We start from the raw sequence: 13,212 nt of genomic DNA on the forward strand, positions 1-13,212 counted from the left end.
GCCGAGGCCGCTCCGGGACGCAAGCCTGACGCGATCAAGGCTCGGCTTGCCGAACAGATCGCGGCCTTGCTGGCATCCTCTGATCGCTTCGATCCCGATCGGCTCAATCAGGAAGCCATTCTGATCGCGGCCAGGGCCGATATCCGCGAAGAGCTCGATCGCATCGCCTCGCATATCGCGCAGGCCCGCGAGATCATCGGCAAGGGCGGACCGATCGGACGGCGGCTTGATTTTCTGGCGCAGGAATTCAACCGCGAGGTCAATACCTGTTGCTCCAAGTCCAACGATATTGAATTGACCAACACGGGTCTCGAGATGAAGAACGTGGTCGAGCAATTCCGCGAACAGGTTCAGAACCTGGAGTGATGCATGACGGCTGGCAGCCATGACTTGGACCGTGTCGGCTTTGACGGGGTTGAGCGACGCGGGCTGATGTTCGTGCTGTCATCGCCGTCGGGGGCGGGAAAGACCACGCTGTCCCGCCTTCTGATCGATCGGATACCCGGCCTGAAGATGTCGGTGTCGGCGACGACGCGGCCGATGCGTCCCGGCGAAATCGACGGCCGCGATTATCATTTTATCGGGAAGGCGAAATTCGAACAGATGGTAAAGGGAGGCGAATTGCTGGAATGGGCCACCGTGTTCGACAATCGCTATGGCACGCCGCGTTCGCCGGTTGAAAAAGCCCTGGCGGCGGGACAAGACGTGCTGTTCGACATCGACTGGCAGGGCACGCAGCAATTGCGGGAAAAGGCCCGGGCCGACATCGTCAGCGTGTTCATCCTGCCGCCGTCCGCCGCCGACCTGGAAAGGCGCCTGCACTCCCGCGCGCAGGATTCCGCCGACGTGATCCGGGGACGCATGAACCGCGCCAGCCACGAAATGAGCCATTGGGCCGAATATGATTATATCGTGATCAATCACGATATCGATGACGCGTTCGCCGAGGTGCAGTCGATCCTGAAGGCGGAGCGGCTGAAGCGCGAACGCCGCACCGGGTTGACGACGTTCGTGCGGGAGTTGCAGCGGCAGTTGGAGAAATGAGATAGCCTGAGGTGAGGGGCTTATCGTTCGGATAGCCGCGATGGAATCTTTCTGCTTCTGGCCTTCGGTTTTTCCGCTCGATCAAGGTCGCGGGCTACCAACTCGCGGCGGCGCGAGAGATCATCCGGCGCGGGGTGAACCGATGCTTTTCGGCGATTGCGGTCTGCTGAGGCCCAGATCGCGCCGCGACGCTTGCGATGCTTGACTCGGCGAGAGCGCTGCAGGCTGCCTAGTTTGAAAATGACGCTTCCAATGATGCCCGCGAACGCCAGCGCCGCCATCAGCATCGATCGGTGTGTCTCCTCCACAGGCGGCGGTCGCGGGCCGCTGTGATCTTCGCTGGTTGCGGTGGTTTCCGGCGCCGTCGCCGGAGAGGGCTCATCGTCGCGGCTTTGCGATTGCTCAGGTGCCGGCGCTGCTGTCGGCGCGGCGAGCTCGGCTCGGGCGTCCGCGATCGAGCCCTGTGTTCTTGCAAGCGCCTGCGGCGAAATCAGCTTGGCAAGCGGCAACGAAGTCGGCGGTGCGATTTGCGACAACCCCGCGGTCACCTCCTTCAGATACCAGCATTCGCGCTGATTGGCATGATCAGTGCGATAATACCAATGGCTCCCGGCGGGCGCTTGGTCCGTCGGGGCGGCAACGCAGTTGTCCGACGCGCGCGCAGCAGCGATCGGTATGGCGGTAAAGGGGGCGCCCACAAGAAAGCTGGCAATGACGGCTGTCACTGGGTTCGCGGTTCGCTTTGGCATACGCATTTCCGGCAACGATAGGGCACACTTCGCGCACCAATTCTCCGCAAAGAGTTGGGTCGCAATGAGCCGCAATTCCGGACAACGCGAGGCTTAATTCGGGCTCGCCTTCTTAACGTTACTCGCTCGCGAGCACGTCGCTAAACAGCACGTAACGCACGCCATCGAAGCGCACCAGCCGCATCTCTTTGATCGGGCGAAGATCTGTCGGGCCGGTCTTGAAGCGGATCCCGGGCAGCAGCAATGGCAATTCCAGGTTCAGATGGGAGGCCTGCCTCATGATGTTGTCAGGGGTCAGATTGTCGCCGCATTGCTTAAGAAGCTGAACCACCGCATGACCGATATTCTTACCTGGCACTCTGCCTCTTTGGCGAGGCTTATAAGATGCGCTGCCTCAGTTCTTCAGCACGATGCGTCCGACGACTTTTCCGGCCCGCAATTGGTCGATCCATTTCTGGGCCTCGCCCATGGGCTGTTCTTGCATGGGCGTTGGCTTGATCCTGCCGGCGCGCGCCAGCGCCATCAGCTCATATGCTTCGGCCAGTGTACCCACCATGAAGCCCTCGATCGTCATCCGCTTGTAGATCCATTGTACCATGGGCAGACTGAAATTGCCGCCCATCAGGCCGGAGACCACGATCTTGCCGCCGCGCGCGACCACGGAGACGGCGAAGCCCATCGATTTCTCGTTGCCGGCAAAATCGACGATCTCATCGAAGCCGCCCTCGGTTTCCCGGATAGCGCGTTTGACCACGTCTGCTTCCGATGGATCATAGGCGACATCAGCGCCGTTTCTGAGCGCCGCCTCGCGCGCCGCGGCGCTCAGATCAGCGACCGAGATTTTCTGCTTGAACATGGTTTGCGCGAACGCCAGCCCCATCATGCCGACGCCGCCGAGGCCGATCAGCAGCAGATTGCGCTGCCGGGGCCGGCCCAGCAGCCGCTTCAGCGCGCCAAAGGCGGTCACGCCGGAGCACATCATCGTCGCCGCTTGATCGACCGGCAGCGGATCGTAATCCAGGAGGTATTTGGCGTCCGGCACCAGCACATGGCTGGCGAAGCCGCCATCAATGGCAACACCGAGAAAACGCTGCCTGAGGCAGAGATTCTCGTCGCCATTGGCACAATCGCGGCACTGGCCGCAGCCGATCCAGGGGAATACCGCTTTCCTGCTGCCGATCAGGTCCTTCGAGACCTCCGGACCGACTTCCTCGACGATGCCGGCTATCTCGTGTCCGAGCGTGAACGGCAGCGTCATGCCCCGGGTGGTATCGAGCTTCCTGCCTCCGCCGAGGTCGGCGTAGCCGTCCTGGATGTGCAGGTCGGAATGGCACAGCCCGCAGCGTTCGACACGAACAAGAACTTCCTTGGCTGTCGGCGTTGGCGTCTCGACGATGGTTTCACACAGGGGCGCATCGAATTTGACCAATGACTGGCGTCGCATCTCGGCCATGGCGCTGTTCTCCTTCAGGATGTTTTTGACGCGCGTATATTTATCAATTCACGGGCCATCGCAACAAAGCCGCCGACCGGAACGGTCTCGGCTCGTCGTGTCGCATCGACATTCGCTGCGCTGGCGAGCTGCGCCGGATCGACAGCCAGCGATTTGAGACTTTGCCGCAACATCTTCCGCCGCTGGCCGAACGCCGCTGCCGCAACCTGCTCCAGCGCCCGGCGGTCGCACGCCTGCGGCGTGCCGCGAGGCACCAGCCGTACCAGCGACGAGGTCACCTTGGGGTGCGGCACGAATGCCTCGGGAGAAATATCGAACAGTATTTTTGTTTCAGCGCGCCAGTTGGCGAGCACCGCCAGCCGGCCGTAGCCTTCGTCATTCTCGCGCGCGACGATCCGCTCGGCCACTTCGCGTTGAAACATCAACACCATCATGTCGTACCAGGGCGGCCAAGGCTCGATCGACAGCCAGTCGATCAAAAGCGCGGTGGCTATATTGTAGGGCAGGTTGGCAACGATTTTCGCAGCCCGGCCACCGAGCAACGGCCGCGGATCGAAGGCTTGCGCGTCGGCGCAGACGATTTCCAGCCGTCCTGGATATCGCCTTGAAATCTCTTCGAGGGCTGCCAAGGCGCGCCGGTCGCGCTCCACGGCGATCACGCGCCGGGCGCCGAGCGCCAGCAGCGCGCGCGTCAATCCGCCGGGACCGGGGCCGATCTCGACAATAACGGCGTCTTCGAGCGGGCCAGCGGCGCGCGCGATCCGCGCCGTGAGGTTGAGATCCAGCAGGAAATTCTGGCCAAGCGATTTGCGCGCCGACAAGGCATGCTGGCGAATGACCTCGCGCAGCGGCGGCAGGTCGTCGATCGCGCTCATGCCCCCTGCGTCGCCGCTATGCGGGCTGCCAGGCGCAGTGCGGCGATCAGGCTGGAGGGATTGGCCCGTCCGCTGCCGGCAATGTCAAACGCCGTGCCATGATCCGGCGAGGTGCGAACAAAGGGCAGCCCCAGCGTGACGTTGACGGCGTCCTCGAAAGCCAGCGTCTTGATCGGGATCAGCGCCTGATCGTGATACATGCAGATGGCGCAGTCGTAGGTTTTGCGTGCGGCGTCGTGGAACATGGTGTCCGCCGGCAGCGGTCCCCTGATCTCGATGCCGTCGGCGCGCAGGATTTCGACGGCAGGCGCCACGATCGTCTGCTCCTCCGTGCCGAGCGAGCCGTCTTCGCCGGCATGGGGATTGAGCCCGGATAGCGCGAGACGTGGATGAGCAAGCCCGAAGCGGGCTTTCAGGTCCGCGACCACGATCCGGACTGTCGAGACGATCAAGTCTCTCGACAGCTGCGAGATCGCAGCGCGCAGCGAAAGATGGATCGTCACCGGCACTACCGCGAGGGCAGGGGACCACAGCATCATGACCGGTTGCGGCGCATGGCCGTTGCTCGCGGCGAGTTCGGCGAGAAACTCAGTATGACCGGGATGCCGGAATCCGGCGCGATAAAGTACGTTCTTGGCAATCGGATTGGTGACCACCGCAGCGGCCCGGCCGGCGACGACATCTCGGACCGCCTGACGAATCGAGGCCATCGCCGCTTCCGCGCTGGTCGAGTCCGGCCGCCCCGGCTGCGCAGTCGCCGCATGGCCGGTGGCGACGACAGGCAGTGCGTCTGCGAACGCATCTATTGCATCTTCCGCGCGAACCTCGGCGAGCCTAACGGCGAGCCCGAGCGTTTTGGCGCGGTGGCCGAGGAAGTCGCGATCACCGAGCAGGTAGAATGCCGGCAACGCCAGTTCGTTGCGGCGCAGCCACGCTTTGATGGTGATATCCGGCCCGATACCCGCAGGTTCGCCTGAGGTCAGCGCGAGGGGCTTTGCCATGCGTCAACGATATTCGATCATCGCGGCTTTGCGGACTTCCTGCAGGTACCATTTCGACTTGGCTTCGTATTTCTCCGCAAACATCTTGTCCCGGATTTCCCGCTTTTTCGGCGTATCGAGGGTGGTCGGCTTCCGGTCGCATAGCGCGACCATCTCGACGCCCTGTTTGGTCTCCTCGGGCGGGGTCAAATGTCCGATCGGAGTCTTGTCGAGCACCTCACGCAGGGCCGGCGGTATGTCGGCCGAGGTCTTGACCACGGCCTCGCGGATCGCGGCATTTTGCATGGACTTGAAGAAAGCGTTGGCCTCGTCGCAGGTCTGCACGCGGCTGCGCAGGGCTTCGGCCTCCTTGCGCCTCAACTCGATCGCGGTCGGCGCGGAGCCTCGCGGGACGATCAAAACGATCGGCTGCATCTTATATTCAAAGCTATCGGCCTGCGGCTTGTTCTCGTCGCCCTCGCCCTGGAGGGCGGCGGCAACCTCCTTCTCGCCGACCTGCAGGCTCTCCTTGTATCGGCCACGGACCAGACTGGTCCAAACCATCTCGGTCCGCATCCGGGCTTTCAGCGTGTCCGGCCGAATGCCCTGACTTTCCAGCGATTTTGTTAGCTGATCTGTCGTGATCCGCATCCTTGAACTCATCGCCGCGTAAGACTGGTCGATATCCGCGTCGGTAGGGTCCACGCCGAATTTCTTGGCTTCCTTGATCTTCAGCTTTTCGTCGATCAATTCGTTGATCACATCTTGCCGGTCAGGCTGCTTGTGGGTCGTCAGCAGGTCCAGCTTGCTGCGCTGTTCGATGTCATAATTGGTGATCGGTTCGCCGTTGACCATGACAGCAACGGTTTGCGCCCACAGCGGCGAAGCGCAGCCAATCAGGACCAGGCCCGCGGCAAAACCCAGGACCAGGTGCGAAAGGCGGTGAGAGAACGCTGTCGTCATGATCATATCCGCTCTGTCAATCTAGTTCGAATTGGCGCCGACGCAGCGGCAGCCTTTTCCTCCCGAGGCGGGCCGATGCCGTTTCTACTGGATACCGGTGGCTCCGGAAGCCGTCGCGGCCGTGGTGGCAAGAGTCCGCAAGCCAATCTGGAACATAAAGGCGTGGCTGAGCACGGGCGGCGTGGTGCCGACGGCATAGCTGTAGGACGTGACATAGTTGGCCGCCAGCACGAAGCAATCGTCCACATAGCCTGCGCCGATAATATACTGATTGATCTGGTTTGCCACCAGATCCCATCGCGCGGATCCCGTCACCACCCAGTTCCCGGCAACCTTGACCGACGCGCTGGCCAAAATTCCTGCGCGGCGGGTCAGATACCCCAAGTCCGGCTGTGCGGCATAATCGCCATACATCAAGCTGACCGACCAGCGGTCGAAGCTCGCACGGCCTTCCGCCTCGAAACGGTTAACATCCAGCGTTTGCTCGTCCAGACGCGTGCGCACGCTGAACGTATAGGTTCGGTTGGGCGAATATTCGGCGCTGGCAACATAATCGGATAGGTTACGCTGCAGGCCGGAATCGACGCCGGTATTGGTGAGGTCTGCCACCGCGAACGAATTCAGGCCGAACAGCTGGTAGGACTGGCCGAACATCACCTTGACCGCGCCGCCGCGGTCGAATTGCGTGGTCGCCTGGACGCCGACATTGGCCCGGCCGCCGCCTTCAACGCGGTCATAGCCCGAGAATTTGTCGACGCTGAACAGGTTGCTGGTGTCGAACACCATGCTCTGCGCGTCTTCGTTGGGAAGCTTGCCCGCGTAGGTCTCATTCGGGCGAATGATGACCTGGGCGATCGGCTCGATCGTGGTGGATCCCCACGGCTGAACGTTGATGAAGGGATAGCGATATTCGAAGCCGACCGTCGGCATCACCCGCAGCGCCTGCGTGCTGCCGACCGGAAGGAAGTTCGAGACGCCCGGCTGGTTCGAAATTTCGGAATCGATCGCGTCGGCGCGGATGCTCGCAAATGGCGTCCAGATCTCGCCCGCGGAATCGGTGAACGAGCGCCGCCAGCTAGCCTCGGCCGTCGCGCGCGTATAGGTCCCCGGCACGCCGCGCAGCAGGCACTGCGTCGGCAACCGCGCCATGGGATCGGCGGATGCCGCCGTGCAAAGGCTGTTGGTGGTTGCCGTTGCCGTGATCGGATCAAAGACGGCGTCATTGCGCGTCAGGCTGGTGAAGTTGGTCTTGTAACTGACTTCGCCACCAAAAATCGGCCTGTCGATCACGTTGAAATAGTCGACCACCGGGTGGACAACGGGAACCTGCTGCTGCAGGCCCGAAAAGCTGAGAAAATACATCGTGCGGGCGTCGAAGTAGCTGCGATTGCCGACGCCGGTCAGATAAAGCTCGGAAATGGCTTCGGTCGGCAGGTTCAGAAACGCAGCCAGCGGATTGGCGTATTGGGCAAGCCTGTAATCGGTAAAAAAGGCGTAGTCCGAGAGCACGGTGCCTTCCCAGCCCCACACCCATTTATCGTTGAGCGCGAACTGACCTTTGGTGTCGATGCCACCGCGGAACTGGCGGTCTCCGGGCTGACCAGCGAAGGCCCCCGGATCCAGCTGGTCGATGCCATAGCCACGAATTTGATACGATCCGTTCAACAGACGCTGGCGGAACTCGGCCTGCATCAGCACGCCCTGCGTGCTCGTGAATCTTGGGTTGAAGGTGGCGTCGTAGTCCGGAGCGATGGCCCAGTAGAATGGGGTTTCGACGCCGTAGCCGTAGCCCGTAGCCTCCGAGAAGATCGGCATCAGGAAGCCGGTCTTGCGCTTCACGGTGGGGTCGGGCGTCGAGAAATACGGCAGATAAGCCAAGGGAACGCCGAAGAACTCCAGCTGCGCGTTCTCGAAGTACAGCATCTTTTCGGTCTGGTCGTGAATGATGCGCGCGCCCTTTACCTGCCATAATGGCGGCTTTTTGGGATCGTCCTTGCAGGGGGCGCAGGCGGTATAGACGCCGTTTTCGAACACGGTGTAATTGCCGCTGGAGCGGTCGGCGCGTGTCGCAGCCATTCGCGTGGCGTCCGCGGTGTCGACGTGCAGCGAATCGACAAAGCCGTCGCGGTAGTCGTCGCTCAAATCCATGATATTGGCGTAGGTGATCTTGCCGTCCGCATCGGTCATGCGGATGTTGCCTTCGGCATGAAGCCGCTTGGTCTTCTGGTCGTAGATGACCTTGTCGGCCTCGACGCTTGTTCCATTATAGAAAATCTGCACGTTGCCGACCGCCGAGACCCGTGAATTATTGTAGTCGTAGTCCACCTCGATCGCCTGAACGAGCATCTGTCCGTCGTTGGCGGTGCGTGGAGGTGCCGGCCGAGGGGGTCTCGGATTGTAGGTGAAGCCTTGCGCCGAGGCGTTAGTTGCAGTCGCAATACCGAGCGCGCTGGCCAAACCGAACGCCAAGATCAGAACAAGAAGGGGTCCGACGATGGCAGCCAAGCGAGCGCGACCGCGGCGCACGCCAAAGCGCGGCCTGAACGCAGCCGAACCAATCTGGCGGGTGGCGACAACTGCCACTACCCGTCCTCCTGATACAGCAAGGCCAAAAAGCCGGTGAGGCCACCCACGAACACAGGCAGCCACGCCGAAGCGATCGGATGCATCAACTCAGCCTTGCTCAAATCCTCAGTTACTTTGGACAGAACGTAGAGCAGAAAGCCCGCACCCACGCCACTTAAAACCATCTTCTGCACGCCGCCGAAGCGGAAGAACCGCAAGCTGACGGCCGCTGCCAGCATCACCATGGCAGCCAGCAAAAACGGCTGTGCGAGAAGCTTCTGGTACTGCAGCCGGTAGCCGGCGGTTGCAAATCCGGAGCTCTCAGAGGAGCGGATATAGCCCGGAAGTTGCCAGAAAGACACAGTCTCTGGCGTCGCGAAACTGTTGCGAACCTGCGACGGCGTCAGGCTGGTCGGGAGTGTGAAGCTGTCCTGGTCGACGGGCGGAGCGTCAAGCGAGTAGCGGCGTGCCGATTTGATCAGCCAGCGCCCTTCCTCAAGCGTGGCCTCGCGGGCTTCGATCCGCTCCTTGAACTGGTTCTGGTTATCGAATCTGAACAAGGTCAGCCCGGTCAACAGCACCCCCTGCTGCTCGCTGCGGAGCGCGTTCATGATGACTTGGCCGTCACTGTTGACCTGATTGATCCAGAAGCCGGAGGCGTCCTGGATGCCGCCCCCGGGGGCAGATCCGAACAGTTCCGCTTCCATCCGCTTGGAGAGTTCGCGCAAATTGGCGGACACGGGGTTGTAAAGAGTCGTGGCGAGGATACCCAGCAGGATGGCGCTGGCCAGGGATGGCGCAATGAACTGCCAAGCTGAAACGCCGGCGGCGCGTGCAACCACCAGCTCAAGTCGCCGGGACAGTGCCAGATAGCAGGTCATTGCTCCGATCAGAACGCAGAACGGCATCATCTTTTCGAGCAGTTGCGGCACCTGGAACAGCGCGGTCTCCGCCACTATCATGGGGGGGGCCGAAGCCAGCTTCGAGGCTTTACGGACCATCTCGATGTAATCAACCAGAAAGAGCAGCATGAAGATGCTGAGGAACACGCCCACCGCCGAGGTCACGAAGCGGCCCGCGAAATATCGCCCGAGCGTATTGGTCATCATGCTCATGCGATGGCCCGCCGCCCAAAAAGCCGCAACAGCCGCTCATTCGACTTGTGGATAGCTTCCATCAACGCCGCCGGCGGTTCCACCACGACGCCGGCAATGATGATCCAAAAGCCTGCGCCGATCGCCGCTGCCAGCATCAGGTACTGAGCGAGTATGGCGAGTGGTGACGTCGCCGCCATGACCGAGCAGGCAAATCCCGCCATGCGAAGTCCGAACACGGCGAGGATCGAGCCGCCGATCGAGAAATTGCGGCTCTGACGCGTCGTGCGTGGCGCGCCGAGGAAGGCGAAGGTCAACGCCGCGAACGCAAGGGGATAGATCGGCGCCAGAAAACGATCGTGCAGCTCGGCGCGAAACTGGCCAGGCAAATCCTTATAGACTGGATCATCAGGCGGAGGCGAAAGCAGCTCCCAGAGGTAGCGCTCGTGAATTCCGAGGGCGACATCGTGATTCCTATTGGAAGACTGCGTCATGTCTAACGCATAACTACGGAATGCCACCAGCGCCGGATCGCGCTTGCCGACCTCGAACCGTTCGAGGTTGCCGTCTTCGAGAACCAGAAACGAGCCGGTTTCGTTTTTCAGCACCGTGCCGTGATCGGCAACGATGCTGACATGTTCCAGCGGATCGCGGCGGTCATCGACAAAGACGCCGAGCAGCCCGCCGCCCGGTTCCCGATCCCGGATTCGGATCGTCAGGTTCTGTTCGAGCTGGGCAAAATGTCCGGGTTTAAGGAGGTTTGCCAGCACGTCCGCGGTGATTTCGGCAGACCATCGCTCCAGCCGGCGGGCGCCGTCGGGTCCCAGATAGGCCGCGATGAAAGCAACCAGGATCGCTACCACCACGGTCGCGTATAAGAAGGGACGAAACAGCCGGAACGGCGACAAGCCCGCCGCGTTCATCACGATGATCTCTGAGTCGGTTGCGAGCTTATTGAGGGTATGAGAAATCGCGATCATCAGCGCGATCGGCGAGATCACCAGCACCAGCGAGGGAATCAGCAGGCTGGTAAGGCCGAGAAAGGTAATGATGGTCTGCCCCTGACCGGTCATCAGGTCGATGTCGCGCAACGCCTGCGTGATCCAGATCACGCCTGTCAGGCTGACCAGTACCAGCGCAAACGACGCCAGCGTCGTGCGAAATATGTACTTGTCGATCGACCCCATCGTCACCCACGATTCCCAACCAGCCATCTAGGACCGCGGCTGGCGACCATCCTGAAATCAGGTTCCCCTGGGTCGCGCCACCATCCCGCCTTGCGGCTCACTTTCTCATTACCATCCCTTTGATCCAGCAACAAAATGGCTTGGCCATGGCTGCCCTGGATATATGGTTAATAATTCGCATTAGTGGCCTCCAGGCCACGCCGACCCTTGGCAGCCTAGCGGCTGGCAGGTCATAGTGCACACGTTCGCGCTCTTGACGGTTGTGAATCGCAGTCGAAGAGAACATTCCAGGTACCGCGCGCCGGGTTCCCGACCATCGACAGCCCCTGTTTTATTGGAGGATTTAATAATGCCCGACGCCGTCAAGGTCGGCTTCACCCCGTTTTCCACCACCCCGAGGGGCGTTCTGGTCGTATTCTGCGACGATGCTCTGAAGCTCGGCACGGTAACCAGCAGGGCGCTGGGCGCCGCGGCCGATCTGGTCAAACGCGCGGCTGCGACCAACCGGTTCAAGGGAAAAAGCGGGTCTACGCTCGACATTCTGGCGCCGGAGGGGCTCAGGGCTCCTCGCCTGATCGTGGTCGGCGCCGGCAAGCTCTCGGACATCAAGGACAGCGATTTTATAAAGCTTGGCGGCGCGGCAGCCGGCAAACTCAATGCCGGTAACGATGCCGTGACGATCATCGCGGAATTGCCTGATGGGGTCATGAAGCCCGATCAGGCGGCCGCGGTCGCCTCCGGTTTAAGGCTGCGCGCCTATAAATTCGACCGCTACAAGACCAAAAAGAAGGACGGCGAAGACGACGCATTGGCAGCGGAGGTCTGGCTTGCGGTCGAGGATGTGGCGGCGGCACGCAAGGCATTTGCGCCCTGCGCGCATATCGTCGATGGCGTGGTGATGGCGCGCGAACTGGTCAACGAGCCTCCGAACGTGCTGTATCCCGTCGAGTTCGCGCGCCGCGCCAGCCAATTGCGCAAGCTAGGGGTGACGGTCGAGATTCTCGACGTCCAGGCCATGACGAAGCTGGGAATGGGCGCGCTGCTCGGCGTCGCCCAGGGCTCGACGCAGCCCGGCCGCACCGTGATCATGCGCTGGAATGGTGGCAAGCGCGGCGATCAGCCGGTTGCTTTTATCGGCAAAGGGGTGTGCTTCGATACCGGCGGCATTTCCATCAAGCCGGCGGCAAGCATGGAAGACATGAAGGGCGACATGGGCGGGGCCGCCTGCGTCGTTGGCTTGATGCACGCATTGGCCGCGCGAAAGGCGAAGCTCAATGTGGTCGGCGCCATCGGCCTTGTCGAGAACATGCCCGATGGCAATGCGCAACGCCCCGGCGACATCGTGACGTCGATGTCCGGCCAGACCATCGAGATCATCAACACCGACGCCGAAGGCCGTTTGGTGCTGGCTGACGTCCTCTGGTATGTGGCGAAGAGATTCAAGCCGAAATTCATGGTCGATCTCGCAACGCTGACCGGCGCGATCCTGGTCGCGCTCGGCACGGAATACGCCGGGTTGTTCTCCAACAACGATGAATTGGCCGAGCGCTTGGCCAAGGCCGGGCGGGCCACCGGGGAACGGGTCTGGCGCATGCCGCTCGGCCCGGAATACGACAAGCAGATCGATTCGCAATTCGCGGATATGAAAAACACCGGCACCCGCCACGGCGGTTCGATCACCGCCGCACAGTTTCTGCAGCGCTTCGTCGATGGCACGCCGTGGGCGCACCTCGATATCGCGGGCACCGCGATGGGCGCACCCAAATCCGATATCAATCACAGCTGGGGGTCGGGGTTTGGCGTTCGACTGCTGGATCGGCTGGTGGCGGAATATTACGAAGCAAAGCGATGACGGAAGTTCTGTTTTACCATCTGCAAAACATGCCGCTGGAAAGCGTTTTGCCTGCCTTGCTCGAAAAATCGCTGGAGCGCGGCTGGCGGGTCGTGGTGCAGTCAACCTCACAAGAGCGCGCCGATGCACTCGACGCTCATTTGTGGACCTATCGCGATGATTCGTTCTTGCCGCATGCCACTTGGCGCGCCGCTGACGCGCAGGACCAGCCGATCGTGCTGGCGGTAGAGGAGGGTAACCCGAACCGGGCCAATGTCAGGTTTTTGATCGACAATGCCGCATTGCCGGGGGACTCCGAGGCGTATGATCGGATGGTTCTGGTCTTTAACGGTGACGACGGCGAAGCGCTCGCGGCGGCGCGGGGCGCCTGGACCGATTGCAAGGCACGGGGGTTCCAAGCTACTTATTGGCAGGCTGACGAGCGGGGTCGGTGGCAGCGGCGGGAATAGC

Annotated in this window: 13 protein-coding genes; 4 read left to right on the forward strand and 9 right to left on the reverse strand. The window is 61.6% G+C overall.

The window, feature by feature from the left end; all coding sequences use genetic code 11:
- Positions 1-366 (forward strand): endoribonuclease YicC domain-containing protein (locus tag ABSG20_RS00715; protein ID WP_423862551.1); only part of this gene is annotated, 366 nt, incomplete at its 5' end.
- Between the two features lie 3 nt (positions 367-369).
- Complete coding sequence (gmk, locus tag ABSG20_RS00720) at positions 370-1,044, forward strand: guanylate kinase (protein WP_423862552.1); 675 nt, start codon at positions 370-372, stop codon at positions 1,042-1,044.
- Positions 1,045-1,064: 20 nt separating this feature from the next.
- Here gmk and ABSG20_RS00725 read toward each other — a convergent pair whose 3' ends face one another.
- From ABSG20_RS00725 to lptF, 9 genes are all read right to left on the reverse strand, one after another.
- Positions 1,065-1,331, reverse strand: coding sequence for a hypothetical protein (locus ABSG20_RS00725; RefSeq protein ID WP_423862553.1), 267 nt, complete (start codon positions 1,329-1,331; stop codon positions 1,065-1,067).
- A 580-nt stretch (positions 1,332-1,911) separates the two neighbouring features.
- Positions 1,912-2,151, reverse strand: a complete 240-nt coding sequence (locus ABSG20_RS00730) for a hypothetical protein (protein WP_423862554.1) — start codon at positions 2,149-2,151, stop codon at positions 1,912-1,914.
- 36 nt (positions 2,152-2,187) lie between these two features.
- Positions 2,188-3,246 carry an alcohol dehydrogenase gene (locus ABSG20_RS00735; RefSeq protein WP_423862555.1) on the reverse strand — a complete coding sequence of 353 codons (1,059 nt, stop codon included), beginning with the start codon at positions 3,244-3,246 and terminating at the stop codon, positions 2,188-2,190.
- A 14-nt stretch (positions 3,247-3,260) separates the two neighbouring features.
- A complete protein-coding gene (gene rsmA, locus ABSG20_RS00740) occupies positions 3,261-4,121 on the reverse strand; it encodes a 16S rRNA (adenine(1518)-N(6)/adenine(1519)-N(6))-dimethyltransferase RsmA (RefSeq protein ID WP_423862556.1) in 861 nt (286 codons plus the stop codon).
- On the reverse strand, positions 4,118-5,122 hold the full coding sequence (gene pdxA, locus ABSG20_RS00745) for a 4-hydroxythreonine-4-phosphate dehydrogenase PdxA (RefSeq protein WP_423862557.1): 1,005 nt from the start codon (positions 5,120-5,122) through the stop codon (positions 4,118-4,120). The genes rsmA and pdxA overlap by 4 nt, the downstream gene beginning before the upstream one ends.
- 3 nt (positions 5,123-5,125) lie before the next feature.
- Positions 5,126-6,064: a peptidylprolyl isomerase gene (locus ABSG20_RS00750; protein ID WP_423862558.1), complete on the reverse strand. Its 939-nt coding sequence runs from the start codon at positions 6,062-6,064 to the stop codon at positions 5,126-5,128.
- Between the two features lie 84 nt (positions 6,065-6,148).
- On the reverse strand, positions 6,149-8,647 hold the full coding sequence (locus ABSG20_RS00755; RefSeq protein ID WP_423862559.1) for an LPS-assembly protein LptD: 2,499 nt from the start codon (positions 8,645-8,647) through the stop codon (positions 6,149-6,151).
- Positions 8,647-9,744 carry an LPS export ABC transporter permease LptG gene (gene lptG, locus ABSG20_RS00760; protein ID WP_423862560.1) on the reverse strand — a complete coding sequence of 366 codons (1,098 nt, stop codon included), beginning with the start codon at positions 9,742-9,744 and terminating at the stop codon, positions 8,647-8,649. The genes ABSG20_RS00755 and lptG overlap by 1 nt, the downstream gene beginning before the upstream one ends.
- Positions 9,741-10,910, reverse strand: coding sequence for an LPS export ABC transporter permease LptF (lptF, locus tag ABSG20_RS00765; protein ID WP_423862588.1), 1,170 nt, complete (start codon positions 10,908-10,910; stop codon positions 9,741-9,743). The genes lptG and lptF overlap by 4 nt, the downstream gene beginning before the upstream one ends.
- A 349-nt stretch (positions 10,911-11,259) precedes the next feature.
- On the opposite strand from lptF, the gene ABSG20_RS00770 reads away from it, so the two are divergent.
- The gene (locus ABSG20_RS00770) at positions 11,260-12,762 is read left to right on the forward strand and encodes a leucyl aminopeptidase (RefSeq protein ID WP_423862561.1); all 1,503 of its coding nucleotides are present in this window, start codon (positions 11,260-11,262) and stop codon (positions 12,760-12,762) included.
- Entirely contained in the window at positions 12,759-13,211 is a 453-nt protein-coding gene (locus ABSG20_RS00775; RefSeq protein ID WP_423862562.1) for a DNA polymerase III subunit chi, read from the forward strand. The genes ABSG20_RS00770 and ABSG20_RS00775 overlap by 4 nt, the downstream gene beginning before the upstream one ends.
- Position 13,212 lies beyond the last annotated feature (1 nt).

It is taken from the genome of Bradyrhizobium sp. (assembly GCF_049512235.1).
Lineage (GTDB): Bacteria > Pseudomonadota > Alphaproteobacteria > Rhizobiales > Xanthobacteraceae > Bradyrhizobium.